Annotated in this window: 19 protein-coding genes; 12 read left to right on the top strand and 7 right to left on the bottom strand. The window is 72.4% G+C overall.

The features are described from left to right. Positions 1 to 25: 25 nt before the first annotated feature. From ACFYMM_RS21360 to ACFYMM_RS21350, 3 genes are read right to left on the bottom strand one after another with little or no spacing between them, the layout of a single operon-like run. Entirely contained in the window at positions 26 to 1,033 is a 1,008-nt protein-coding gene (locus ACFYMM_RS21360) for an ABC transporter permease (RefSeq protein WP_388388796.1), read from the bottom strand. Then, positions 1,026 to 2,066 carry an ABC transporter permease gene (locus tag ACFYMM_RS21355; protein ID WP_388388794.1) on the bottom strand — a complete coding sequence of 347 codons (1,041 nt, stop codon included), beginning with the start codon at positions 2,064 to 2,066 and terminating at the stop codon, positions 1,026 to 1,028. The genes ACFYMM_RS21360 and ACFYMM_RS21355 overlap by 8 nt, the downstream gene beginning before the upstream one ends. Continuing rightward, on the bottom strand, positions 2,063 to 3,580 hold the full coding sequence (locus tag ACFYMM_RS21350; protein ID WP_388388792.1) for a sugar ABC transporter ATP-binding protein: 1,518 nt from the start codon (positions 3,578 to 3,580) through the stop codon (positions 2,063 to 2,065). Before ACFYMM_RS21350 ends, ACFYMM_RS21355 begins: the two co-directional genes overlap by 4 nt. Positions 3,581 to 3,852: 272 nt before the next feature. On the opposite strand from ACFYMM_RS21350, the gene rhaI reads away from it, so the two are divergent. The 8 genes from rhaI (at position 3,853) to ACFYMM_RS21310 (ending at position 13,965) form a co-directional block, all read left to right on the top strand. Then, positions 3,853 to 5,013 carry an L-rhamnose isomerase gene (gene rhaI, locus ACFYMM_RS21345; protein ID WP_388388790.1) on the top strand — a complete coding sequence of 387 codons (1,161 nt, stop codon included), beginning with the start codon at positions 3,853 to 3,855 and terminating at the stop codon, positions 5,011 to 5,013. 155 nt (positions 5,014 to 5,168) lie between these two features. Next, complete coding sequence (locus ACFYMM_RS21340) at positions 5,169 to 7,208, top strand: bifunctional aldolase/short-chain dehydrogenase (protein WP_388388788.1); 2,040 nt, start codon at positions 5,169 to 5,171, stop codon at positions 7,206 to 7,208. Then, complete coding sequence (locus tag ACFYMM_RS21335; RefSeq protein WP_388388786.1) at positions 7,205 to 8,698, top strand: rhamnulokinase family protein; 1,494 nt, start codon at positions 7,205 to 7,207, stop codon at positions 8,696 to 8,698. The genes ACFYMM_RS21340 and ACFYMM_RS21335 overlap by 4 nt, the downstream gene beginning before the upstream one ends. 73 nt (positions 8,699 to 8,771) lie before the next feature. Then, on the top strand, positions 8,772 to 9,527 hold the full coding sequence (locus tag ACFYMM_RS21330; RefSeq protein ID WP_388388783.1) for a (Fe-S)-binding protein: 756 nt from the start codon (positions 8,772 to 8,774) through the stop codon (positions 9,525 to 9,527). Continuing rightward, positions 9,524 to 11,011: a LutB/LldF family L-lactate oxidation iron-sulfur protein gene (locus ACFYMM_RS21325; protein ID WP_388388781.1), complete on the top strand. Its 1,488-nt coding sequence runs from the start codon at positions 9,524 to 9,526 to the stop codon at positions 11,009 to 11,011. Before ACFYMM_RS21330 ends, ACFYMM_RS21325 begins: the two co-directional genes overlap by 4 nt. Then, positions 11,008 to 11,655: a lactate utilization protein C gene (locus ACFYMM_RS21320; RefSeq protein WP_388388779.1), complete on the top strand. Its 648-nt coding sequence runs from the start codon at positions 11,008 to 11,010 to the stop codon at positions 11,653 to 11,655. The genes ACFYMM_RS21325 and ACFYMM_RS21320 overlap by 4 nt, the downstream gene beginning before the upstream one ends. A gap of 94 nt (positions 11,656 to 11,749) precedes the next feature. Beyond that, on the top strand, positions 11,750 to 12,607 hold the full coding sequence (locus ACFYMM_RS21315) for an AAA family ATPase (protein WP_388388776.1): 858 nt from the start codon (positions 11,750 to 11,752) through the stop codon (positions 12,605 to 12,607). After that, positions 12,604 to 13,965: a VWA domain-containing protein gene (locus tag ACFYMM_RS21310; RefSeq protein ID WP_388388773.1), complete on the top strand. Its 1,362-nt coding sequence runs from the start codon at positions 12,604 to 12,606 to the stop codon at positions 13,963 to 13,965. Before ACFYMM_RS21315 ends, ACFYMM_RS21310 begins: the two co-directional genes overlap by 4 nt. Before the next feature lie 58 nt (positions 13,966 to 14,023). Here the strand turns inward: ACFYMM_RS21310 and ACFYMM_RS21305 are convergent, their stop codons facing one another. Then, positions 14,024 to 14,383 (bottom strand): cupin domain-containing protein, encoded by a 360-nt coding sequence (locus ACFYMM_RS21305; RefSeq protein WP_388388770.1) that lies wholly within the window; start codon positions 14,381 to 14,383, stop codon positions 14,024 to 14,026. Between the two features lie 225 nt (positions 14,384 to 14,608). Further along, the gene (locus ACFYMM_RS21300; RefSeq protein WP_388388768.1) at positions 14,609 to 15,283 is read right to left on the bottom strand and encodes a hypothetical protein; all 675 of its coding nucleotides are present in this window, start codon (positions 15,281 to 15,283) and stop codon (positions 14,609 to 14,611) included. Between the two features lie 163 nt (positions 15,284 to 15,446). On the opposite strand from ACFYMM_RS21300, the gene ACFYMM_RS21295 reads away from it, so the two are divergent. Continuing rightward, positions 15,447 to 16,463: a DUF5954 family protein gene (locus ACFYMM_RS21295; protein WP_388388766.1), complete on the top strand. Its 1,017-nt coding sequence runs from the start codon at positions 15,447 to 15,449 to the stop codon at positions 16,461 to 16,463. A 78-nt stretch (positions 16,464 to 16,541) separates the two neighbouring features. Here ACFYMM_RS21295 and ACFYMM_RS21290 read toward each other — a convergent pair whose 3' ends face one another. Together ACFYMM_RS21290 and ACFYMM_RS21285 are read right to left on the bottom strand one after the other, a co-directional pair. After that, a complete protein-coding gene (locus ACFYMM_RS21290) occupies positions 16,542 to 18,860 on the bottom strand; it encodes an MFS transporter (RefSeq protein ID WP_388388764.1) in 2,319 nt (772 codons plus the stop codon). A gap of 122 nt (positions 18,861 to 18,982) precedes the next feature. After that, positions 18,983 to 20,005, bottom strand: a complete 1,023-nt coding sequence (locus ACFYMM_RS21285; protein ID WP_388388762.1) for a LacI family DNA-binding transcriptional regulator — start codon at positions 20,003 to 20,005, stop codon at positions 18,983 to 18,985. A 208-nt stretch (positions 20,006 to 20,213) separates the two neighbouring features. Here ACFYMM_RS21285 and ACFYMM_RS21280 point away from each other — a divergent pair, with 208 nt between their 5' ends. The 3 genes from ACFYMM_RS21280 to ACFYMM_RS21270 all read left to right on the top strand — a co-directional run bounded on the left by ACFYMM_RS21280 (position 20,214) and on the right by ACFYMM_RS21270 (position 24,510). Then, positions 20,214 to 22,139: a glycoside hydrolase family 127 protein gene (locus ACFYMM_RS21280; protein ID WP_388388760.1), complete on the top strand. Its 1,926-nt coding sequence runs from the start codon at positions 20,214 to 20,216 to the stop codon at positions 22,137 to 22,139. 144 nt (positions 22,140 to 22,283) lie between these two features. After that, positions 22,284 to 23,528, top strand: a complete 1,245-nt coding sequence (locus ACFYMM_RS21275) for an extracellular solute-binding protein (RefSeq protein ID WP_388388758.1) — start codon at positions 22,284 to 22,286, stop codon at positions 23,526 to 23,528. Between the two features lie 7 nt (positions 23,529 to 23,535). Continuing rightward, complete coding sequence (locus tag ACFYMM_RS21270) at positions 23,536 to 24,510, top strand: carbohydrate ABC transporter permease (protein WP_388388756.1); 975 nt, start codon at positions 23,536 to 23,538, stop codon at positions 24,508 to 24,510. The last annotated feature ends 5 nt before the right edge of the window (positions 24,511 to 24,515 follow it).

The raw sequence follows: 24,515 nt of genomic DNA, 5'->3' as shown, positions 1-24,515 counted from the left end.
AGGTCCTTTACAGGGGTGAGCGGGGTTACGAGGCCGGAGTCGAGGCGGCTCTGCGGCCCGCCCTCGCTACGGAGATCTGGCGCGCGAGGCGGGGGCCGAGCACGGACACGACGAGCAGCACACCGGTGACGACGATCTGCGACTGGGCGGAGACGTTGAGCAGGCTCATCACGTTCTGCAGCGCGCCGAGCAGGAACACTCCCGCGATGGCGCCGCCGAGCGTGCCCTTGCCCCCGTCGAAGTCGATCCCGCCGAGCAGCACGGAGGCGACCACCGAGAGTTCGAGGCCCGTGGCGTTGTCGTAGCGCGCACTGGCGTAGTGCAGGGCCCAGAAGACGCCGGTGAGCGAGGCCATCAGGCCGGTCACCGTGAACAGGATCAGCTTGTGCCGCTTGACCCGGATCCCGGCGAACCGGGCCGCCTCCTCGCTGGCGCCGACCGCGAACAGCGACCGGCCGAACGGGGTGGCGTGCAGGACGACCACGGCGATGGCCAGCAGCACCAGGAAGGGCAGGAACGCCTGCGGCAGGAAGGTGTTCCCGAGCCGGCCGGACGCGAAGTCCAGGTACTGGCCGGGGAAGTCGGTCACCGCGTCCGAGCCGAGGACGATCTGCGCGATGCCCCGGTAGGCGGCGAGCGTACCGATGGTGACGGCCAGCGAGGGCAGCCCGAGCCGGGTCACCAGCAGGCCGTTGACCAGGCCGCAGACCACGCCGAGCAGCAGACAGACCGGGATGATCGTCTCGATGGCCATGCCGTCGTTCCACAGCCTGCCCATCACCGCGCCGGACAGCCCCGCGGTGGAGGCCACCGACAGATCGATCTCCCCGGCGACCACGAGCAGGGTCATCGGCAGGGCGATCAGGGCGATCGGGAGCGTGTTGCCGATGAGGAAGGACAGGTTGAGGGAGTTGCCGAAGCCGTCGACCGTGCCGAACGACACCAGCAGCAGGACGACCAGCAGCGCGCCGACGGCTGTGTCCCACCTCCCCGAGGCGGACCGGCGGACCGCGCGCGTCAGGGACTCAGGCATGGCGGGCGTTCCTCTTCTTCAGGGCGGAGGCCACGCGCAGCGCGACCACCCGGTCGACCGCGATGGCGAGGATGAGCAGGACACCGTTGATGGCGAGCACCCACACGGAGCTGACGCCGAGGGCGGGCAGCACGCTGTTGACGGAGGTCAGCAGCAGGGCGCCGAGAGCGGCGCCGTAGACGCTGCCGGAGCCGCCGGTGAAGACGACACCGCCGACCACGACCGCGCTGACGACGGTGAGTTCGTAGCCGTTCCCGGTCCCGGAGTCGACGTTCCCGAAGCGGGCCAGGTACATCGCGCCCGCCAGGCCGGCCAGGCCGCCGCAGAAGGTGTATGCGGTCAGGATCCGCCTGCGGACGGGGATGCCGGCGAGCCGGGCGGCCTCCGGGTTGGAGCCGAGCGCGTACAGCTCCCGCCCGCTGCCGAACTGCTTGAGGTAGTACGCCGTCGCCACCAGCACCGCCAGCGCGATCAGCGCCAGCCAGGGCACCGCCGAGAGGCCGCCGGACCCGAAGTCCACGAAGCCGCCCGGCAGGTCGGCCGCGGTGATCTGGCGGGAGCCGACCCAGATGGAGTCGACTCCCCGGATGATGTAGAGCGTGCCCAGGGTGACGACCAGGGCGGGTACCTGGCCGAGGCTGACGAGCAGGCCGTTGAGGAGCCCGCAGCCGACGCCGAGGAGGATCGCGAGGGCGATCGCCACGACCGCGTTCCCGCCGCCGTGCAGATAGGTGCCGGCGGCGAAGGCGCTGATGCCGAGGGTCGAGCCGACCGACAGGTCGACGTTGCGGGTGATCACCACCAGGGACTGGCCGGTGGCGACCAGGACCAGGATGGTGGCGTTCAGGAGCAGGTCCTTGATGCCCTGCTGGGACAGGAACTGGCTGTTGCCCGCCTGGGTGACGGCGATCATCACCAGGAAGACGACCAGGATGGCGAGTTCGCGCATCTTGAAGACGCGGTCGGCCAGTCGGGTGCCGCCGGACTTGGGCACCTCGGCGGGCGGGGCGTGGTCGGGTGCGGTCACCGTCATGCGGCGGCCCTCCCGGTGGCTGCGGCCATCACGGTTTCCTCGGTGGCTTCGGAGCGTGGGATCTCGGCGGTGAGCCGGCCCTCGTGCATCACCAGCACGCGGTCGGCCATGCCGAGGATCTCGGGCAGGTCGGAGGAGATCATCAGGACGGCGACCCCGTCGGCGGCCAACTCGCTCAGCAGCCGGTGCACCTCGGCCTTGGTGCCGACGTCGATGCCCCGGGTGGGCTCGTCGACGATCAGCACCTTCGGGCCGGTGGCCAGCCACTTGGCGAGGACGACCTTCTGCTGGTTGCCGCCGGAGAGGGTGGAGACGGCGTCGGCGATCCGGGCGTACTTCACCTGGAGCTTCACCGCCCAGTCCAGGGACCGGCTGCGTTCGGCGCCCCGGTCCACCAGTCCGGCCCGGACGGTCGTACGCAGTCCGGTCAGGCCGATGTTCCGCTCGATGGACATGTCCATCACCAGGCCCTGGGCCCGCCGGTCCTCGGGGACCAGGGCGAGTCCGGCGGCCATGGCCGTGGAGGGCGCTCCGTTGGTGAGCCTGCGGCCGCCGACCTCGACCTCCCCCGCGTCCCACCGGTCGACCCCGAACACGGCGCGGGCGACCTCGGTGCGGCCGGCGCCCACCAGTCCGGCGAGGCCGACGATCTCGCCCTGGCGCACCTCGAAGGAGACGTCGGTGAAGACGCCCTCGCGGGTCAGCCGCCGTACCGTGAGCGCCACTTCGCCGGGCGTCACGTCCTGCTTGGGGTACAGCTCGTCGAGGTCGCGGCCCACCATGCGGCGGACCAGGTCGTCCTCGGTCATGCCGGCCAGGTCCTCGCTCGCGATCCAGGCCCCGTCCCGCAGGGTGGTGACCCGTGCGCAGATCTGGAAGATCTCCTCCAGCCGGTGCGAGATGAACAGCACGGCGGCGCCCTGGTCGCGCAGGGTGCGTACGACGCCGAAGAGGCGGGCGACCTCGCTGCCGGTCAGGGCGGCGGTCGGCTCGTCCATGATCAGGACCCGGGCGTCGAAGGAGAGCGCCTTGGCGATCTCGACGATCTGCTGGTCGGCGATGGACAGGCCGCGCGCCGGCCGGTCGGGGTCGAGTGCGACACCGAGGCGCTTCATCAGGGCGGCGGTGGCCGCGTGCGTGGCCTTGTGGTCGATGCGGCCGAGGGCTCGGCGGGGCTGGCGGCCCATGAAGATGTTCTCGGCGATCGACAGGTCCGGGAAGAGCGTGGGCTCCTGGTAGATCACCGCGATGCCGGCGTCGCGGGCGTCGCCGGGACCGTGGAAGACGACGGGCTCGCCGTCGAGCAGCACCTGGCCGGCGTCCGGCCGGTGCACCCCCGCGAGGGTCTTGATCAGGGTCGACTTGCCCGCGCCGTTCTCCCCGGCGAGGGCGTGCACCTCGCCGGGGAACAGCTCAAGGGAGACGTCCCGCAGGGCGCGTACGGCGCCGAAGGACTTGGCGACGTCCTTCAGTGCCAGCACCGGGGCCGGTCCCGTGTCGGACGGGTGGGTCATGGGGGCTCCTCGACGACGCCCGCGGGACGGCCCCACGGCGTTGTGAAAGGTTTCAACTGGATGGCCGGGACGTTAGGCATGGCGGCCATGTCACGTCAATGGGTCCGTATCGAAAAAATTTCGATACCCGAAGGTCACGGCAGAGTCACGGAAAACCCGGTCGGTCGGAGCGCTTGACACCTCCCCGAGGCACTCATAGCTTGCCCTTCTGAATCGTTTCACCCATTGAGTCGTCCCAGCTGCCTCGGGACCGGCACCACAGGAGCGCTCAAGTGACCGACCTCGCCGCGGTGAAGGCCGCGCTCAAGACCCAGGCCGTCGAGACGCCGTCATGGGCGTACGGAAACTCGGGGACCCGTTTCAAGGTGTTCGCGCAGGCGGGCGTACCGCGCTCGCCGTGGGAGAAGCTGGACGACGCGGCGCAGGTGCACGCGTTCACCGGGGTCGCGCCGACCGTCGCCCTGCACATCCCCTGGGACAGGGTGGAGGACTACGCCGCCCTGGCCAAGCACGCCGAGGAGCGCGGGCTGAAGCTGGGCGCGATCAACTCGAACACCTTCCAGGACGACGACTACAAGCTCGGCAGCATCTGTCATCCGGACGCGGCGGTGCGGCGCAAGGCCCTCGATCATCTGCTGGAGTGCGTCGACATCATGGACGCGACGGGCTCCGCCGACCTGAAGCTGTGGTTCGCGGACGGGACGAACTATCCCGGCCAGGACGACATCCGGGCACGGCAGGACCGGCTGGCCGAGGGCCTCGGTGAGGTGTACGCGCGGCTCGGGGACGGGCAGCGGATGCTGCTGGAGTACAAGTTCTTCGAGCCGGCGTTCTACGCGACGGACGTGCCGGACTGGGGGACGGCGTACGCGCACTGCCTGAAGCTCGGGCCGAAGGCGCAGGTCGTGGTCGACACCGGGCACCACGCGCCCGGCACCAACATCGAGTTCATCGTCGCCACGCTGCTGCGGGAGGGGAAGCTCGGCGGGTTCGACTTCAACTCGCGGTTCTACGCCGACGACGACCTGATGGTGGGGGCGGCGGACCCGTTCCAGCTGTTCCGGATCATGTACGAGGTGGTGCGCGGGGGCGGATTCTCCCCCGAGGTGGCGTTCATGCTGGACCAGTGCCACAACATCGAGGCGAAGATCCCGGCGATCATCCGGTCGGTGATGAACGTGCAGGAGGCCACCGCGAAGGCCCTGCTGGTGGACCGGTCGGCGCTGGCCGTCGCGCAGCGGTCGGGGGACGTGCTCGCGGCGAACGCGGTGCTGATGGACGCGTACAACACGGATGTGCGGCCGTTGCTGGCCGAGGTGCGCGAGGAGATGGGACTGGACGCCGATCCCGTCGCCGCGTACGCCCGCTCCGGGTGGGCCGAGCGGATCGTCGCCGAGCGGGTCGGCGGGCAGCAGGCCGGTTGGGGGGCGTGAGCGTCCGCCGGTCCTGTTGTCTCCGGGGTCCGGGCCTCCACGTGGTCGACCGCGCCCCGCGGCGGAGCCCGCACACGACACCGCTCCGCGCCCCTGAAAGCCACCGCTCCGCGCCCCTGAAAGCCTCCACTCACCCACGTAAGGACTGAACGTTCATGGCACCGCACCCCGAAGCCGACGCCCTTCTCGCCCGGTCCCATCGGCTTGGCGCCGACCCCCGCAACACCAACTACGCCGGCGGCAACGCCTCCGCCAAGGGCACCGACGTGGATCCCGTCACCGGTGGTGACGTCGAGCTGATGTGGGTGAAGGGGTCCGGTGGGGACCTGGGCACCCTGACCGAGGCCGGGCTCGCCGTGCTGCGGCTCGACCGGCTGCGGGCGCTCACCGAGGTCTACCCGGGCGTCGGGCGCGAGGACGAGATGGTCGCCGCGTTCGACTACTGCCTGCACGGGAAGGGCGGCGCCGCTCCCTCCATCGACACCGCGATGCACGGGCTGGTGGACGCCCCGCACGTGGATCATCTGCATCCCGACTCCGGTATCGCGCTCGCCTGCGCGGCGGACGGGGAGAAGCTGACCGCCGAGTGCTTCGGGGACACCGTGGTGTGGGTGCCGTGGCGGCGGCCGGGCTTCCAGCTGGGGCTGGACATCGCCGCCGTCAAGGAGGCCAACCCGCAGGCCGTCGGTTGTGTGCTGGGCGGCCACGGCATCACCGCCTGGGGGGCCACCTCCGAGGAGTGCGAGCGCAACTCGCTGCACATCATCCGCACCGCCGAGGCCTTCCTCGCCGAGAGGGGCAAGGCGGAGCCGTTCGGTCCGGTCATCGAGGGGTACGAGGCGCTCGCCGAGGACGAACGACGGCAGCGGGCCGCGGCGCTGGCGCCGTATGTGCGGGCCGTCGCCTCGCGGGACCGGGCCCAGGTCGGGCACTTCGACGACTCCGAGGCCGTCCTCGACTTCCTGGCGCGGGCCGAGCACCCCCGGCTCGCCGCGCTCGGCACCTCGTGCCCGGATCACTTCCTGCGGACCAAGGTACGTCCGCTGGTGCTGGACGTGGCGCCGGGCGCCCCGCTGGAGGAGGCGGTGGCCCGGCTGAAGGAACTGCACGCCGAGTACCGCGAGGAGTACGCCGCCTACTACCGCCGGCACGCCGAGCCGGACTCCCCCGCCATGCGGGGTGCCGATCCCGCGATCGTGCTCGTGCCGGGCGTGGGCATGTTCAGCTTCGGCAAGGACAAGCAGACGGCGAGGGTGGCCGGCGAGTTCTATGTGAACGCGGTCAACGTGATGCGGGGCGCCGAGGCGGTGTCGGCGTACGCGCCGATCGAGGAGTCGGAGAAGTTCCGCATCGAGTACTGGGCGCTGGAGGAGGCCAAGCTCCAGCGGATGCCGAAGCCCAGGCCGCTGGCCGCACGGGTCGCCCTGGTCACCGGCGCGGGCAGCGGCATCGGGCGGGCCGTCGCGCACCGGCTGGTCGCCGAGGGGGCCTGCGTCGTCGTCGCCGACCTCGACGCCGGCAACGCCGCCAAGGTCGCGGAGGAACTCGGCGGGCCGGACAAGGCCGTCGCCGTGACCGTGGACGTGACGGACGAGTCGCAGATCGCCGGCGCCTTCGCGGCGGCCGGGCTGGCCTTCGGCGGGGTCGACCTCGTCGTCAACAACGCGGGCATCTCCATCTCCAAGCCGCTGCTGGAGACGACCGCGCGGGACTGGGACCTGCAGCACGACATCATGGCCCGCGGGTCCTTCCTGGTGTCCCGGGAGGCGGCGCGGACGATGATCGCGCAGGGGCTGGGCGGCGACATCGTCTACATCGCGTCCAAGAACGCCGTGTTCGCCGGCCCCAACAACATCGCCTACTCCGCCACCAAGGCCGACCAGGCCCACCAGGTCCGGCTGCTGGCGGCCGAGCTGGGCGAGCACGGCATCCGGGTCAACGGCGTCAACCCGGACGGCGTGGTGCGCGGCTCCGGGATCTTCGCCGGCGGCTGGGGGGCGCAGCGGGCGGCCGTGTACGGGGTCGAGGAGGACAAGCTGGGCGAGTTCTACGCGCAGCGGACCATCCTCAAGCGGGAGGTGCTGCCCGAGCACGTGGCGAACGCGGTGTTCGCGCTGACCGGCGGGGACCTGACCCACACCACCGGGCTGCACGTCCCGGTCGACGCGGGTGTGGCGGCCGCCTTCCTGCGATGAGCGGGTCCGAGGCAGGCACCTTCGCTGAGAACGGCGCCGTGAGGACGTACGCCGCGGTCGACCTGGGCGCCTCCAGCGGGCGGGTCATGGTCGGCCGCGTGGGCCCCGACTCGCTGGAGCTGAGCGAGGCCCACCGGTTCGCCAACCGGCCGGTACGGGTTCCGGAGGGGCTGCGCTGGGACGTACTGGCGCTGTACGCCGGGGTGCTGGACGGGCTGCGGGCCGCCGGCGCCTCGACGGGGGGCCGGCTGGACTCCGTCGGCCTCGACAGCTGGGCCGTGGACTACGGCCTGCTGGACGACGACGGGGCGCTGCTGGGCAACCCGGTGCACTACCGCGACGCCCGTACGGACGGCGTCGCGGAGAAGGTGTGGGCGAGCGTGCCGGCCGCCGAGCTGTACGCGGCGACCGGGCTGCAGTACGCGCCCTTCAACACCCTGTACCAGCTCACGGCCGCCCGCTCGACGGCCCAGTTCGCCCGGGCCCGGCGCCTGTTGCTGATCCCGGACCTGCTGTCGTACTGGCTGACCGGCGAGCAGGGAACCGAGCTGACCAACGCCTCCACCACCCAGTTGGTCGATCCCGCCACGCGCGGCTGGTCGTACGGCCTCGCCGACCGGCTGGGCATCGACCTCTCTCTGTTCGCACCGCTCAGGCAGCCCGGCGATCCGGCCGGTCTGCTGCGGCCCGAGGTGCTGGAGGAGACCGGGCTGAGCGGGCCGGTGCCGGTGACGGCGGTCGGCTCGCACGACACCGCGTCGGCGGTGGCCGCGGTCCCGGCCGTGGGCGGGCGCTTCGCCTACATCTGCACCGGCACCTGGTCGCTGGCCGGTCTGGAACTGGCCGCGCCGGTGCTGACCGAGGAGAGCCGGGCCGCCAACTTCACCAACGAGCTGGGGCTGGACGGCACGGTCCGCTATCTGCGCAACATCATGGGGCTGTGGCTGCTCCAGGAGTGCGTACGGGCGTGGGGCGGCCCCGATCTGGGGGTGCTGCTGCGCGAGGCGGCCGGGGTGCCGGCGCTGCGCAGCGTGGTGGACGCCGGGGACGCCGCGTTCCTGGCGCCGGGCCGGATGCCGGAGCGGATCGCCGAGGCCTGCCGCGCGTCCGGGCAGCCGGTGCCGGCGAGCCGCGCCGAGATCACCCGCTGCATCCTCGACTCCCTTGCGCTGGCGCACCGGGGGGCCGTGGCGGACGCCGAGCGGCTGGCCGACCATCCGGTCGAGGTGGTGTACGTCGTCGGCGGCGGCACCCGCAACGCCCTGCTGTGCCAGCTCACCGCCGACGCCTGCGGGCTGCCGGTGGTGGCCGGGGCGACGGAGGCGGCGGCGCTGGGCAACGTGCTGGTCCAGGCGCGGGCGCACGGGCTCGTCGGGGATCTCGCCGAGATGCGGCGGCTGCTCACCCGCACCCAGCCGCTGACCCGGTACGAGCCGCGCGGCCCCGCCGCCCGCTGGCGTGCCGCCCAGGACCGCCTCGACGCGCGCTGAACCGGGGGCTCGCCCTGGGCCCGGGGCACGCATTACTCTGCACTCATCCGATGATCGACGACTAGGAGCCGCGATGCGTGTCGCTCTGTTCCTGACCTGTGTCAACGACACGCTCTATCCGGACACCGGTCGCGCGGTGGTGAAGTTGCTGACCAGGCTGGGTGTCGAGGTCGACTTCCCGATGGGCCAGACGTGCTGCGGGCAGGCGCACTACAACACCGGCTACCGACACGAGGCCGAGCCCCTGGCCCGGCAGTTCTCCGATGTCTTCGGGGAGTACGAGGCGATCGTGACGCCGTCCGGTTCGTGCGGGGCGATGGTGCGGGAGCTGTATCCGCGTCTCGGCGAGCGGGCGCGGGCCGAGGGCCGGGGCGACTCGCTGGCGAGGGCGCTGGCACCGGTGGTCCCGAAGACGTACGAGCTGACCGAGTTCCTGGTGGACGTGGTGGGGGTGACCGACGTCGGGGCGTACTACCCGCACAGGGTCACCTACCACCCGACCTGCCACGGGCTGCGGAGCCTGGGGCTGGGCGACCGGCCGCGCCGGCTGCTGGAGGCGGTGAAGGGGCTGGAGCTGGTGGAGCTGCCGGGCGCCGAGGAGTGCTGCGGTTTCGGCGGGACCTTCGCGGTGAAGAACCCCGACGTCTCGGCGGCGATGGGCGCGGACAAGGTGCGCAGCGCCGAGTCGACGGGCGCGCAGGTGCTGTGCGCGGCCGACAACTCGTGTCTGATGCACATCGGCGGCACCATGACCCGGCTGGGCACCGGCATGCGGCCGGTGCACATCGCGGAGATCCTGGCGAGCACGGAGGAGGAACCGGCGCTATGAGCGGGACGTTCGTCGGCATGCCGGCGTTTCCCCAGGCCGCGCGCGAGGCGGTCGGCAACCCGACACTGCGCGGCAACCTGCGTCATGCCACGCACACCATCCGTGCCAAGCGGGCGAAGGCCGTGGCGGAGGTCTCCGACTGGGCGGAGCTGCGGGAGGCCGGCAAGCGGATCAAGGACCACACCCTCCGCCATCTCGACCGCTATCTGGTCCAGTTGGAGGAGTCGGTCACGGCGGCGGGCGGCATCGTGCACTGGGCGGCCGACGCCGACGAGGCCAACCGGATCGTCGCCCGGCTGGTCAAGGAGACCGGCGAGTCGGAGGTCGTGAAGGTCAAGTCGATGGCCACGCAGGAGATCGGCCTCAACGAGGCGCTCGAGGCGGAGGGCATCCGTGCCTACGAGACCGATCTCGCCGAGCTGATCGTGCAGTTGGGCAAGGACCGGCCCTCGCACATCCTGGTGCCGGCCATCCACCGCAACCGGGGCGAGATCAGGGACATCTTCCGCTCCGAGATGGGCGAGTGGGGCCGCCCGGCGCCGGACGGCCTGACCGACACGCCGGCGGAACTGGCCGAGGCGGCCCGGCTGCATCTGCGGGAGAAGTTCCTGCGGGCCAAGGTAGGGATCTCCGGGGCCAACTTCATGGTCGCCGAGACCGGCACGCTGGTGGTCGTGGAGTCCGAGGGCAACGGCCGGATGTGCCTGACCCTGCCGGAGACCCTGATCTCGGTCGTCGGCATCGAGAAGATCGTGCCGACCTGGCGTGACCTGGAGGTCTTCCTGCAGACGCTCCCGCGCTCCTCCACCGCCGAGCGCATGAACCCGTACACGTCGACGTGGACCGGGACGACGGACTCCGAAACCGCCGACGGCCCCCGGACCTTCCACCTGGTCCTGCTCGACAACGGCCGCACCGACACCCTCGCCGACGAGGTCGGCCGACAGGCGCTGCGCTGCATCCGCTGTTCGGCCTGTCTGAACGTGTGTCCGGTGTACGAGCGGGCGGGCGGGCACGCCTACGGCTCGGTCTACCCGGGCCCGATCGGCGCCATCCTCAGCCCCCAGCTGCGGGGCACCGCCGACGACATCGACGCCTCCCTGCCGTACGCCTCCTCCCTGTGCGGGGCCTGCTACGAGGTGTGCCCGGTCGCCATCGACATCCCCGAGGTGCTGGTGCATCTGCGGGAGCGGGTCGTCGAGGGCGGTTTGGTGGTCCGGGAGGGCAACAAGGTGGTGCTGCGGCCGGCCAGGGGCCACGCGGCCGAGCGGGCCGCCATGCGCGCGGCGCGCTGGGCGTTCGCGCGCCCGGGCGCCCTGCGCGCCGGCCAGCGGCTCGCCTCCCGCACCCGCCGGCTGCATCCCCGTACGCTGCCGGGCCCCGGCAGGGCCTGGAGCGGCACCCGGGACCTGCCCGCCGTCCCGGCGGAGCCGTTCCGCGACTGGTGGCAGCGTACGCACGGCGGCGAGGGAGAGACGAAGTGAGCAGCAGGGAGCTGATTCTGGGCCGGGTGCGGCGCGCCCTGGCGGCCGTGCCCGAGGACGACACGCCGTACGAGCAGGCGATCGTCCGGGACTATCTGCGCGAGCACGGGGACCTGAGTGCCGAGCGGACGGTGGACCTGCTCGCCGAGAACCTCGCGGACTACCGGGCGATCGTGCACCGGGCCGGTCCCGGGGAGCTGCCGGACCTGATCGCGCGGCTGCTCGCCGAGCGCGGCTCGCGGTCCGTCCTGGTGCCGCCCGGTCTGCCGCCCGCGTGGCTGTCGGCCGCCGACGCCACCCGGGTCCCCGACCGCGCGGTGAGCACGCCGCACGAGCTGGACGAGGTGGCGAGCGTGGTCACCGGCTGCGCGGTGGCCGTGGCCGAGACCGGCACCATCGTCCTGGACGCCTCCCCGGATCAGGGCCGGCGCCGCATCACCCTCGTGCCCGACCACCACATCTGCGTCGTGCGGGTCCCCGGCCAGGTCGTCTCCTCCGTCCCCCGGGCCCTCGCCCGTCTCGACCCGCTGCGCCCGCTGACCTGGATCTCGGGTCCGTCCGCGACCAGCGACATCGAACTCGACCGGGTGGAGGGGGTGCACGGGCCGCGCACCCTGGAAGTGGTGCTGCTGGGCGGGGAGTGACCGGCGGGTCCGGCGGCGGGACCACGTGACACGGGCGGTGAACAAGCGCTTAGATAGGGGATCGGACGCCGATCCCCTACCGCCGGAGGCCCCGTTGTTCACTTCCGTCGACGACGTCAGCGCGCGCCTCGCCGAGAGCGGATACCTCGCCTCGCCCGCCGTCGCCACGACCGTCTTCCTGGCCGACCGGCTGGGCAAGCCGCTGCTGGTGGAGGGCCCGGCCGGGGTCGGCAAGACCGAGCTGGCCAAGGCCGTCGCCCAGGTCACGGAGGCCCGGCTGGTACGACTGCAGTGCTACGAGGGCGTCGACGAGTCCCGTGCGCTGTACGAGTGGAACCACGCCAAACAGCTGCTGCGCATCAGCGCCGGCCGCGACGAGAGCTGGGACGAGGCCCGCACCGACATCTTCAGCGAGGAGTTCCTGCTTCCCCGGCCGCTGCTCACCGCCATCCGGGGCGAGGACCCCAAGGTGCTGCTCATCGACGAGACGGACAAGGCCGACGTCGAGGTGGAGGGGCTGCTGCTGGAGGTGCTCAGCGACTTCCAGGTCACCGTCCCGGAGCTGGGCACGGTCACCGCGACCCGCCGCCCCTTCGTCGTGCTCACCTCCAACGCCGGCCGGGAACTCTCCGAGGCCCTGCGCCGCCGCTGCCTGTTCCTGCACATAGGGTTCCCCGACGAGGAACTGGAGCGGCGGATCGTCCGGCTGAAGGTGCCGGGGCTCGGGGACGCGCTGACCGAGTCGGTCGTGCGGGTGATCGGCGCGCTGCGCGCCATGGACCTGCGCAAGGCGCCCTCGGTCGCCGAGACCGTCGACTGGGCGCGCACCCTGCTGGCGCTCGGTGCCGACACCCTGGACGAGACGGTTGTACGCGACAGCCTCGGCGTGATCCTCAAGCACCAGGACGACATCCTCAAGGCTTCGGCCAAGCTCGATCTGGACGCCCTGTGAGCTCGGCCGCCGCCGATGTCGCCGAGCGGCTGACGGGGCTGGTCGGGGCGCTGCGCGCGCACGGGGTGCGGATCGGCACCGGTGAGAGCGTGGACGCGGCGCGCGCGGTGGAGGCGCTCGGGCTCGCCGACCGGGAACTGCTGCGCGAGGGACTGGCCGCGACCCTGCTGCACGGCACGGGCCAGCGGCCGGTGTTCGACCCGGTCTTCGATCTGTACTTCCCGCGCGGTGTCGGTGGCCCGGGGACGGATTCCGCCGGGCGGGAGGAGCTGCGCGACCGGCTCGCGGCGGCGCTGGCCGCCGACGACCGGTCCCTGATGCGGCAGTTGGCGGTTCAGGCGGTGGACGGGCTGGGCGGGTACGGGAGTTCGCCGGGGTCGGACGGCTGGTCGGCGTACCAGACCCTTGACCGGCTGCGTCCGCAGACCCTGCTCGCCCGGGTGCGCGCGGACGTCCGGGGCCAGGACGCGGGCACCGGATTCGCCGACCGGCTGCTGGACGACGAGATCCGGCGCCGCATCGAGGCGTTCCGCCGGATGGTCGCGGCGGAGGCACGCCGGCGGGTGGCCGAGCGGCGCGGGCGGGACGAGATCGCCCGGCGGGCCGTCGCGCCCACCGCCGACCGGGTGGACTTCCTGTTCGCCGGCCGGGACCAACTGGCCGAACTGCGCAGGACCGTTCAGCCCCTCGCCCGCAAGCTGGCCACCCGGCTGGCGGCCCGTCGCCGCCGGGCCGCGCGCGGCACCGTCGACCTGCGCCGCACCCTGCGCGGCTCACTGTCCACGGGCGGCGTGCCGATCCGGCCGGTGCTGCGCCGACGCCGTCCGGTCCGGCCGGAACTGGTGCTGCTGTGCGACGTCTCGGGTTCGGTGTCCGGCTTCTCGGACTTCACGATGCTGCTGGTGCAGGCGCTGCACGACCAGTTCAGCAAGGTCCGGGTGTTCGCCTTCGTCAACCGGATCGACGAGGTGACCGGCCTCCTCGACCACGGCCGGGCCGACCCCGAGGGGCTGAGCGCCCGCATCCGCGCCGAGGCCACCCTCACCGGCTGGCACGGCAGCAGCGACTACGGCGTCGCGCTGGGCGAGTTCACCGAGCGGTACGACGGCGCGGTCGGCCCGCGGACCACGGTGTTCGTCCTCGGCGACGCCCGCACCAACATGAGCGACCCGAACCTGGCCGCCGTGCGGCGACTGGCCGGCCGGGCCCGCCGCGTCTACTGGCTGAACCCCGAGCAGCGCTCCCAGTGGGGCACCGGGGACTCCGCCGCGCCCGCCTACGCAGAGCTGGTGGAGATGCGCGAGTGCCGCACGGCCGGGCAGCTCGGCGAGCTGATCGCACGGCTGCTGCCGGTGTGACCGACCGGTGCCGTCGGCCGTCGAAGGCCCCCTCCCCGGCCGGCCACCGCAACGACCGTTACGACCCCTTGGCGTACTCCTTCGCCATGGCTCCGGCGAAGTCGTACAGCACCACCTGCTCGTCCCCCACCACCCAGGCGTCGTGACCGGGCGGGCACACGAAGACGTCGCCGGGGCCGATCTCGCCCTCGCCGCCGTCGTCCATCCGCAGGTGCATCCGCCCCTGCACCACATAGCCGTTGTGGTGGACCATGCAGGTCTCGGTGCCGGCGATGGGGGCCACGGACTCCGTCCAGCGCCAGCCCGGCTCGAAGGTGGCCACGGCGAAGTCGAGCCCGGTCATGTGGACGGCTTCGAGGTGGCCGCGGGGGAAGTCGCGCCGCTCGTCCGGCTTGTCGACCGTCTTCACTTCCAGCATGACGGTGTCCTCCCTTCCGGCCGCTCACCACGGCCGGGGCCGGCCTCCGTCCCCCGGCGGCCTCGGGCGGCACCGGCGCTGCGGCGGTGGCCGTACCCCACCACACCATCGTCGGTCCGGCACCTCGGGGCCGCCATTCGTGGCCGCCGCCCCAGGGGCTGGACAACGTTGTCAGAGCACGTCGTCAGAGTACCTCTCCGCCCGAGGAGGTCATCGCGCGCTCCCTCAGGGCCGGAGGGCGCCCTCGGCGGCCGGCGCGGCGACGGGTGCGGAACGCTCCGCGCGGCCGACCGCGAACAGCGCGCACACATAGGCGAGGTCGAGGACGAAGCAGCCGATGTAGAGGTAGTACATGAGGGCGCTGTCGTAGCGCGGGTCGCCGTCGGGGTTGGTGAGCATCGACAGGGAGGCGCAGGCGGTGCCCGCCAGCTTGGTCACCGCGATGCCCAGCGACTGGCCGCGCGTGCTCCGGCGGGCGGAGAGCATCGCGAGGAACAGGGCCGACATGGCGAGGTTGCTGCCGAACGCGGTGATGGCGCCGGTGCCGGCGTCGAACTGCTCGGAGGCGTAGTTCATGCCCGGGTAGGCGAGGGCGAGCACGGCGGCTAGGGCGGGCAGCACTAGCCGGCGGGGCAGGTACGGGAACTCGGACCGCCCGAAACGTACGACGGTGCAGGCGATGGCGAGGTCGAAGCCGAACCACACGATGTTGATCACGTGCTGGACCCCGCCCGGGGGCCGCACGAAGGCGAACATGAACTCCCAGCTCAGGTTCGTGGCGCACGACACGACCGGCATCCCGAAGGTCCGCTGCCGCAACCCCACCCGGATCAGCAGCACATAGGCGGCCGTCCAGAACAGTCCCGTGCCGAGCAGGAACGACGTGTGCACTGCCTCCATGGCCACCCTCCGTCAGCCGCCGCGGTCGGGCCCGCGTCGGTGCATACCCTGGCACGAGCGCCGGCATGCCGTTGCGCGGATGGGCCCTGCCCGTCCGGAACTGATTGCGACCACTTGTGACATAGCCGCCGTCACCCGGCCGGGTGACGGCCACAATGTGTGCGTGACCGATGACTGGAAGCGACAACTTGACGCTCTGCACGCGGACTTGGTCCAGCGCGACGACCCCGCCGCCTGGGTCGCCGAGGCGGACGCGGTGGACGCCTCGATCCGCTATCCCCACATCGCGCTGCGCGGGCCGGTCTTCGGCGTGGCGGTGCGGGACCCCGCGGCCGGACCCTGCTGGCGGCTGCTGAAGCCGGTGGTGGACGGCATGCCCCAGCAGGCCCGGGACGCGTTGAACTCCTACCTGTGGTTCAAGGCCAAGGACGACACCGAGGACCCGGCCGAGCGACGCGCCCTGCTGGCCGCGGTCGCCGTACTGGAGTGCGAGCCCGCCGACGAGGTGGAGGCGCTCGGGGTCCGCTACCGGGTGGTGCGCGGCGACGAGTTCGCGCGCTGCGGCGAGGAGGGCCTGGAGCCGCCGCGCCCCACGGACGTGGAACCGCCCGACACCTCCTGGGAACGCGGGCGCGACCACGGCACCCCCGATGCCGGCTTCGTCCTCGACCCCGACCGGGAGAACGGCCTGTTCGCGGGCGCCATGAAGCTGTCCCTGCGCGGTTTCGCCTACACCGGCGACCGCTTTCCGCACCAGGTGCGCAAGGACTCCGAGCGGGCGGTGACCACCCATCCGGGGGTCGTCCTGCTGCCGGTCGGTTTCGGTGTGGCCGAGCGCGACGAGACCGGCTGGCTGCCGTGCGGCGCGCTGATGGCCACCCCGCACGACGCCCGGCGCGGCCTGTACGACGCGATGACCGAGGTCTGGCCGCTGCTCTACCGCTTCGACGAGGCCCGGCGGGAGCGGTACGCCCGGGCCGCCGAGGCGTTCCGGGCGGCCGGCCGCGCCGACGAGGCCGTGGTGGACGACCGGCTCTTCCGCATCTGCCGCATCCTGCGCATGGTCCGCACCGGACCGGACGGCCCCGAGCCGCCGCGCCCCTCGGACCTCGACGAGTACGGCCCGATGAAGATGCACCCGTCGATGGACGAGGACGGCACGCTCCACTACGACGACTGAACGACCGAAGTGCAGGAGTGCGGGAGTGCCGGAGTGCGGGAGTGCCGGAGTACGCGGCGCGGCGCGGCCGTGCCCGGGCTACGCGCCCGGGTGGGCCAGTTCGATGTCGTGTTCCTCGACGTCTCCGCCCGAGACTGTGACCCCGGAGGCGAGCGGCGGGTAGCCGGTCGCGATCACCGTGTACTGGCCGCTGTCCAGGTCGGAGAAGGCGTACGCCCCGTCGCCGCCGGTGGTGGCCGTGGCGACGACGTTGCCCGCCGCGTCCACCAGCGTCACCCGGGCGTCGCCCAGCGGGCCGCCCGCCCCCCGCACCGTGCCGCGCACCTGGGCGCCGGGCCGCAGCTCGACCTCGATGCGGGTGATACCGGTCGGGGCCATCTCCACGGGCAGGGCGAGCGGCCGGTGTTTGGGCGAGCTGACGGCGAGGGTCACGGTGCCGGGTACCAGGTCACCGACCGCGAACTCGCCCAGTCCGTCCGTCTGTCCGGTGGCCAGCACGTCCCCGCGCACATCGGTCACGATCACCACGGCCCCGGCGACCGGTGTCCCGCTGTCCGCCGCGCGCACCAGCCCGGCCAGCCCGCTGGTGCCGCTGAGCAGGACGTCGTACGACAGCGGGTCGGCGCCGACGAGGAGGGTGGCGGCCTGCGGCTGGTAGCCGTCGGCGGAGGCGATGAGCACGTACGTCCCCTCCCCCGGCGCCTCGACGGCGTAGGAGCCGTCGGCCTGGGCGACCGACCGGCCCAGCTGCCGTCCGCCGAGCGAGATGAGGGTCACCGCGGCCCGGCCGACGGCGATCCCCTCCGCGCCGCGCACCTGGCCGCGCACCGGTATGCCGTCACCGCTGACGGCCGACGGGCCGGGCAGCGACGCGGCCACGGCCGGCTCGGCGGGCACCGCTTCCACGGCCGTCGCCGGGGGGACCGCGGGAGCGGCGGGAGCGGCCGGAGCAGCGGCCGGCGCGGAGGGCCCGGCCGGAACCGTCCGGCGCGGGATGAACGCCGCGACGAGCAGCGCGAGGACCGCAGCCCCGGAGCCCACGGCCATGACCACCTTGAAGCCGTTCTCGGACGGCAGCGCGGTCCCGCCGAAGCTGGTCGTCATCTGGGCCAGGATCACGCCGGCGACCGCGCTGGCGGTGGAGGTGCCGATGGACCGCATCAGCGTGTTGAGGCTGTTCGCGGCGGCCGTCTCGGCGGGGTCCACCGCACCCATGATCAGTGCGGGCATGGCCCCGTAGGCGAAACCGATGCCGGCGCCGACGACACAGGAGACCAGGACGAGCTGCCAGACGGCGTCCATCAGCACGATGTTGAGCCCGTATCCGGCGGCCACGATCACGGCGCCGCACATCAGCGTCACCTTCGGCCCCCACTTCCTGGAGATGAGGGCGGACACCGGCGCCATGGCCATCATCACCAGGCCGGTCGGCGCCATGACCAGGCCCGCGTCCAGCAGCGACTTGCCGAGCCCATAGCCGGTCGCCTCGGGCAGCTGCAGGAGCTGCGGAAGCACCAGGGACATCGCGAACATGGAGAACCCGAAGGCGACCGAGGCGAGGTTGGTGACCAGCACCTGGCGGCGGGCGGTGGTGCGCAGGTCCACCAGCGGCTGCGCGGTGCGCAGTTCGTAGAAACCCCAGGCGAGCAGCACCACGACGGCGGCGCCGAACAGGCCGAGGGTGGTGCCGCTGCCCCAGCCCCAGTCGGCGCCCTTGGAGACGGCCAGCAGCAGGCTGACCAGTCCGGCCGCCATGCCGACGGCGCCGGGCAGGTCGAAGCGGCCGCCGGTGCGCACCCTGGACTCGGGGACCAGCAGGAGGACGAACAGCGCGGCCACGGCGCCGAGCGCGGCCGAGGTCCAGAACAGCACGTGCCAGTCGAAGTGGTCGGCGATGAGCGCGGCGGCGGGCAGGCCGAGGGCGCCGCCGACACCGAGGGAGGCGCTCATCAGCGCGGTGGCGGAGCCGAGCCGTTCGGCGGGCAGTTCGTCGCGCATGATGCTGATGCCGAGCGGGATGACGCCGGAGGCCAGGCCCTGCAGCGCGCGTCCGACGATCATCGGACCGAGGCCGTCGCTGAGCGCCGCGGTGACCGAGCCGGCCACCAGCATGACGAGACTCGTCAGCAGCATCAGGCGCTTGCCGTACATGTCCCCGAGCCGCCCCATCACGGGCGTGGCGACGGCGGCGGCGAGAAGGGTCGCGGTGACCGCCCAGGCCGCGTCCGACGCGGGCGCGTGCAGCAGTTTCGGCAGCTCGGGCACGATCGGGATGACCAGGGTCTGCATCAGCGAGACGACGATCCCGCCGAAGGCCAGCACCGCGACGACGACGTTCGCCCGCGGCGCGGCGGGCTCCGCCCCTGTCGTGACGGTCCGGGGTTGCGCATGGGACATGGGTCGGGCCTCCGTTGAGGGCACGCGGGACTGCACGGCTCACCCGAATGTAAGTCAATTGATTGACTTAAGCAATGGACGACGGTGTGCCCCTCAGGTGAAGATTCCCGCGCCCCGGCGTCTCAGCTGGACTCGCGCACCACCAGTCGGCACGGCACCGTGTGCACCCCGGGCTCCGCTTCGGCGTCGATGGCCTGGAGCAGCCGCAGCGCCGCGATCCGGCCGATCTCGGCGAGGTTCATGTCGATCGTGGTGAGCGGCGGGCGGCAGGCCAGCGCCATGGTGTCCCAGTTGTCGTAGCCCACGACCGCGATGTCCCCGGGTACGTCCCTGCCCCGCTCGCGCAGCGTGTCGGCCACCCCCCGGGCGATCTGGTCGTTGCCGCAGAAGAAGGCGTCCGTGTCGGGTGCCGTGCGCAGCACCGCGTCGGCCGCGCGCCGCCCCCAGGCCTCGCTCCACTCCCCGAAGTGGACGCGGCCGGTGGACAGTCGCAGCGAGGCGCCCGCGAGGTGCTCGACGGCGTGCCGGGCCCGGTCGCGGGCGGCCTGGTGGTGCTCCGGACCGGTGACATGGGCGACCCGGGTACGGCCGGTGGCCAGCAGGTGCTCGACCGCCAGGTGGGCGCCGCCGCGGTCGTCGGCGATCACGGAGGTGTCGGCCGGGTCGGTGGACGGGGAGAGCGCGTAGACCACCGGGATCGATCCGTCCAGGCCGGTCAGCGGCGGGCGGGGGTCGGTGCGACGGCCGGTGACGATGATGCCGTCGACCCGGCGGTCGGTGAGGTTGCGCAGATGGTGCTGCTCCCGGATGGCGTCGCCCCGGGTGTCGCAGAGCAGGACGGAGATCTTCCCGGCGCCGAGCGCGTCCTCGGCGCCGAGCAGCACGGGGGTGCTGAAGCGGCCGATGCCGTCGGTGGTCACCAGGCCCACCGTCCAGCTGCGGCCGCTGTGCAGGCTCTGGGCGTGCTGGTTGGGCCGGAACCCGAGCGCCTCCACCGCGTCCAGCACCCGCTGCCGGGTCTCGGGACGCATCCGGCCGGCGCCGCTGAGCGCCTTCGACGCCGTGCCCACGCTGACGCCGGCGAGAGCGGCGACGTCGGCGAGGCGAGCCCGGCCGGTGGACGGAAAGCCTGGAGCAGAGGTCACGGGCAAACCTTTTCCTGAGTGACGACGACACCGCACATGGTGGCAGCCTCTCCGGTGAACTGCCAAGCCACCGGCGGTCGAGAAATCCTTGCCGCACCTCTTGACCGGACTTCTCCACTGCCCTCTACTTCTCGTCGAGAAAACGGTTGCTCAGACCTTGGTCCCACGGCCGCCGCAAGTACCCTCCCGTCACCCACCCCGGAGAGCCATGCCCCGCACCCGCTCCGCCCCGCCCTCCCCCGCCGGCCCGGTCCGCCTCGGCCCGGACTCCCGAACGGCACTGCGCCCGGCGGCCGTCGCCGTGGACGCCGGTTTCTGGCACGACCGCCGCGAGACCAACGCCCGGGTCTCCCTGCCCCAGGGACCCGGCCTGCTGGAGTCCGCCGGGAACCTGCACAACCTGCGGCTGGCGGCGGGCACCGCCGAGGGTGAGTTCCGGGGCGCCTACCCGTTCGTGGACACGGACGTCTACAAGTGGCTGGAGGCGGCCGCCTGGCAGCTCGCCCAGGACGGCTCCGAGGAGCTGACGGCCCACGTCGACCGGATCGTCTCCCTGGTCGCCGCCGCGCAGCAGCCCGACGGCTATCTCAACACCTGGTTCCAGCTGGTCAAGGGCGGCGAGCGCTACCAGGACCTGCGCTGGGGCCATGAGCTGTACTGCGCGGGCCACCTGATCCAGGCCGCCGTGGCCCACCACCGGGCCACCGGACGCAGCGAACTCCTCGACGTGGCGGTCAGGTTCGCCGACCACGTCGACTCGGTGTTCGGGCCGCCCGGCAGCGGCAGGCCCGTCGACGGCGTCGACGGCCACCCCGAGGTGGAGACGGCGCTGGTCGAGCTGTACCGGGAGACCGGCGAGCGCCGCTACCTGGACCTGGCCGGCTACTTCGTCGACCGGCACGGACACGGCCTGGTCGGCGGTGAGGCCTACTGCCAGGACCGGGTCCCGCTGCGCGAGGCGGCGAACGTCGAGGGCCACGCCGTACGCCAGTTGTACCTGCTGGCCGCCGCCGCCGATCTGGCCGCCGAGACCGGCGACGCCGAGCTGCGCACCGTGAACGAGCGGTTGTGGCAGGCCATGACCGCCACCAAGACGCACCTGACCGGCGGCCTGGGCGCCCACCACGACCGGGAGGACTTCGGCGACCCCTACGAACTGCCCAACGAGCGCGCGTACTGCGAGACCTGCGCCGCCATCGCCTCCGTCCAGTGGAGCTGGCGGCTGGCCCTGCTGACGGGCGAGGCCCGCTACTCCGACCTGATCGAGCGCACCCTGTACAACGGCTTCCTGGCCGGTGTGTCGCTGGACGGCGAGCGCTGGCTGTACGTCAACCCGCTCCAGGTCCGCGACGGCCACACCGACCCCGGAGGCGACCAGTCGGCGCGCCGCACCCGCTGGTTCCGCTGCGCCTGCTGCCCGCCGAACGCGATGCGGCTGCTGGCCTCCCTGGAGCACTACCTGGCCTCCGGTGACGAACAGGGCCTGCAGATCCACCAGTTCGTCACCGGCCGCTACTCGGCCGGCCCCTACGCCGTGCGCGCCGAGACCGACTACCCGTGGGAGGGCACCGTCGCCTTCACCGTCGAGGAGAGCCCGCGGGACCGGCCGTGGACGCTGTCCGTGCGCATCCCGCACTGGTGCCGCGAGTTCCGGGTGCGGTGCGGGAGCGGGACCTACGACCAGACGGACGCCCCGGTCGAGGGCGGCTGGCTGCGCCTGGAGCGGGACTGGGCGCCCGGTGACCGGGTCGTCCTGGAGCTGGGCCTGGAGCCGCGGCTGACGGCGGCCGACCCGCGCGTGGACGCCGTACGCGGCTGTGCGGCCATCGAACGCGGACCGCTCGTGTACTGCCTGGAGCAGGTCGACCACCTCGGCGGCGGCCTGGACGACATCGTCCTCGACGCCACCCGCCCGCTCGCCGTCAAGCACCGCCCGGACCTGCTCGGCGGGGTGACCACGGTGGTCGCCGGCGGCCGGCGGCGCCGGATCCCCGACGCGGGCTGGTGGCCGTACGGACCCGCCGGCGACACCGCGCCGGACGACGGCGAACCCGTCGAACTGACCGCCGTCCCCTACTACGCCTGGGCCAACCGCGAGGACGGCTCGATGCGCGTCTGGCTCCCCACGTCCTGACCCGTCCGGCCTCCCGCGTCCCGACCCACCCGGCCTCCCCGCGTCCCGACCCCTCGGCACGGTCCGCCCCCCGATGCCCGGCCCCACCCCGCCCCCCCGCCCACTCCTCGCTCCGCCCCTCCGCTACGACAACGAGGTCACCCCGTGATACCCACCCGCCGTACTCTCATCGCCGCGCTCGCCGCGGTCGGCACACTCGCCTCGCTCACCGCCTGCGGTGGTGGCTCCGGCTCCTCGGGGTCGTCGTCCTCGGCCGGCGGGACGTACACCTTCTGGGACCCCTACCCCCAGTTCGACGCCTCCTCCGCCTGGGGCAAGCTCGTGACCTCGTGCGGCACGAAGGCCGGGGTGAAGCTCAAGCGGACCTCCTACGACACCACCGACCTCGGCAACAAGGCCCTGCTGGCCGCCCAGCAGGGCAACGCGCCCGATGTGATGCTGGTGGACAACCCGGTCGTCTCCACGCTGGTGGAGGCGGGGATCCTCAACAAGACCGGCGACCTCGGCATCGACACCAAGGCGGTGCAGAAGAACATCATCGGCGCGGGCACGATCGACAACGCGTCCTACGGGGTGCCGATCGGCGCCAACACCCTCGCCCTCTACTACAACAAGAAGATCCTGTCCGCCGCCGGCGTCGACCCGGCCTCCGTCAAGGACTGGAACTCCCTCACGGCCGCGCTCACGAAGGTCAAGGCGGCCGGGAAGAAGGGCATCACCTTCTCGGCGATCAACACGGAGGAGGGCAGCTTCCAGTTCCTGCCCTGGTTCTGGGGCGCGGGCGGCGATCTGACCAAGCTCGACTCGGCGCAGGCAGTCGCGGCCCTCTCGCTGTGGAAGCAGTGGGTCGACGCCGGGTACGCCCCCAAGGACGTGCTGCAGAACACGCAGACGACCAGCTGGCAGGAGTTCGCCACCGGGGACTACGCGTTCAGCGAGAACGGCACCTGGCAGCTGGGCAACGCGGACAAGGCCGGCTTCGGCTACGGGATCATCGGCATCCCTGGGCAGAACGGCGGTGCGGCGCCGGTGCCGACGGGCGGCGAGTTCGTGACCGTGCCGGTCCAGAAGGACACCGGTCGCTACGACGTCAGCAAGAAGATCGTCACCTGTCTGACCAGCGACGCGAACCTCCTGCCCACCGACACGACCCTGATGTACGTCGCGCCGACGGCCGCCGTCCAGGCCCAGCAGGTGCGGCAGAACCCGAAGCTCAAGCCGTGGGTGGACGCCGTGGCCGCGGCGCGCGGCCGTACCAGCGGTGGCCTGGGCACCAAGTACCCGACGATCTCGCAGCCCATGTGGACGGCCGTGCAGGCGGCCCTGTCCGGCGGCAAGAGCCCGCAGGCCGCCCTGGACGCGGCCCAGTCGAGCGCGCGGAAGGGCTAGGACCGGCATGACCACCGCCCGGGTCGACCGTCCCCGGCGAACGCCGGCGGTGCCGGCGGCGAACGGCACCGACGCCCCGGCCCCGCACCGCGGGCACCGGTACCGGCGCCGCGGCCGGCTGACCGCACTCGCCTTCGTGACGCCCCTGCTCGCCTACCTCGCCGCCTTCTACGTCTATCCGCTCTACCGCAACCTCGATCTGAGCCTGCGCGACTACACCGTCCGGTCCTTCGTGTCCGGCAACGCGCCGTTCTCCGGCTGGGACAACTTCCGGAAGGTGCTGGACGACCCGACGTTCGGCCCGGCGATGCGGCACACGATGGTCTTCACCCTCGTGTCGATCGCCTTCCAGTACGTCTTCGGGCTCGCCCTCGCGGTCTTCTTCAACCGGCACTTCCGGCTGTCGACCGTGCTGCGCGCGCTGTTCCTGATCCCCTGGCTGCTGCCGCTGATCGTGTCGGCGTCGACGTGGTCGTGGATGTTCAACAGCGAGTCGGGGGTGGTCAACTACTTCCTGCACTTCCTCGGCGTCGACCCGGTCGGCTGGCTGACCTCGCCCGACTGGGCGCTCACCTCGGTGATCGTCGCGAACATCTGGATCGGCATCCCGTTCAACCTGGTGATCCTCTACAGCGGGCTGCAGAACATCCCGGGCGAGCTGTACGAGGCGGCGGCGCTGGACGGGGCGAGTTCCTGGCAGCAGTTCCGCCGGATCACGTTCCCCCTGCTGCGCCCGGTGTCCGCGATCACCCTGCTGCTGGGGCTCGTCTACACGCTGAAGGTGTTCGACCTGATCTGGATCATGACCAAGGGCGGTCCGGGCGACGCCTCCTCCACCCTGGCGACCTGGTCGTACCAGCTCGGCTTCGGGACGCTGCTGCCGAAGTTCGGCCCGGGCGCCGCGGTCGGCAACCTGCTGATCCTCATCGCCCTCGTCTTCGGCCTGCTGTACGTCCGCGTCCAGAGGAGGCAGGAAGCGTGAAGTCC

This window comes from Streptomyces sp. NPDC006739 (assembly GCF_042869815.1).
GTDB lineage: Bacteria > Actinomycetota > Actinomycetes > Streptomycetales > Streptomycetaceae > Streptomyces.
This window is presented reverse-complemented; position numbering and strand designations above follow the sequence as displayed.

Excerpts from the sequence above, each read along its gene's own strand:
- ACFYMM_RS21325 (WP_388388781.1), top strand. The coding sequence starts at position 9,524 with ATGAGCGGGACGTTCGTCGGCATGCCGGCGTTTCCCCAGGCCGCGCGC.
- ACFYMM_RS21300 (WP_388388768.1), bottom strand. The coding sequence starts at position 15,283 with ATGGAGGCAGTGCACACGTCGTTCCTGCTCGGCACGGGACTGTTCTGG.
- ACFYMM_RS21360 (WP_388388796.1), bottom strand. The coding sequence starts at position 1,033 with ATGCCTGAGTCCCTGACGCGCGCGGTCCGCCGGTCCGCCTCGGGGAGG.
- ACFYMM_RS21355 (WP_388388794.1), bottom strand. The coding sequence starts at position 2,066 with ATGACGGTGACCGCACCCGACCACGCCCCGCCCGCCGAGGTGCCCAAG.
- ACFYMM_RS21350 (WP_388388792.1), bottom strand. The coding sequence starts at position 3,580 with ATGACCCACCCGTCCGACACGGGACCGGCCCCGGTGCTGGCACTGAAG.
- ACFYMM_RS21330 (WP_388388783.1), top strand. The coding sequence starts at position 8,772 with ATGCGTGTCGCTCTGTTCCTGACCTGTGTCAACGACACGCTCTATCCG.
- ACFYMM_RS21305 (WP_388388770.1), bottom strand. The coding sequence starts at position 14,383 with ATGCTGGAAGTGAAGACGGTCGACAAGCCGGACGAGCGGCGCGACTTC.
- ACFYMM_RS21340 (WP_388388788.1), top strand. The coding sequence starts at position 5,169 with ATGGCACCGCACCCCGAAGCCGACGCCCTTCTCGCCCGGTCCCATCGG.
- ACFYMM_RS21290 (WP_388388764.1), bottom strand. The coding sequence starts at position 18,860 with ATGTCCCATGCGCAACCCCGGACCGTCACGACAGGGGCGGAGCCCGCC.
- ACFYMM_RS21335 (WP_388388786.1), top strand. The coding sequence starts at position 7,205 with ATGAGCGGGTCCGAGGCAGGCACCTTCGCTGAGAACGGCGCCGTGAGG.
- ACFYMM_RS21280 (WP_388388760.1), top strand. The coding sequence starts at position 20,214 with ATGCCCCGCACCCGCTCCGCCCCGCCCTCCCCCGCCGGCCCGGTCCGC.
- ACFYMM_RS21270 (WP_388388756.1), top strand. The coding sequence starts at position 23,536 with ATGACCACCGCCCGGGTCGACCGTCCCCGGCGAACGCCGGCGGTGCCG.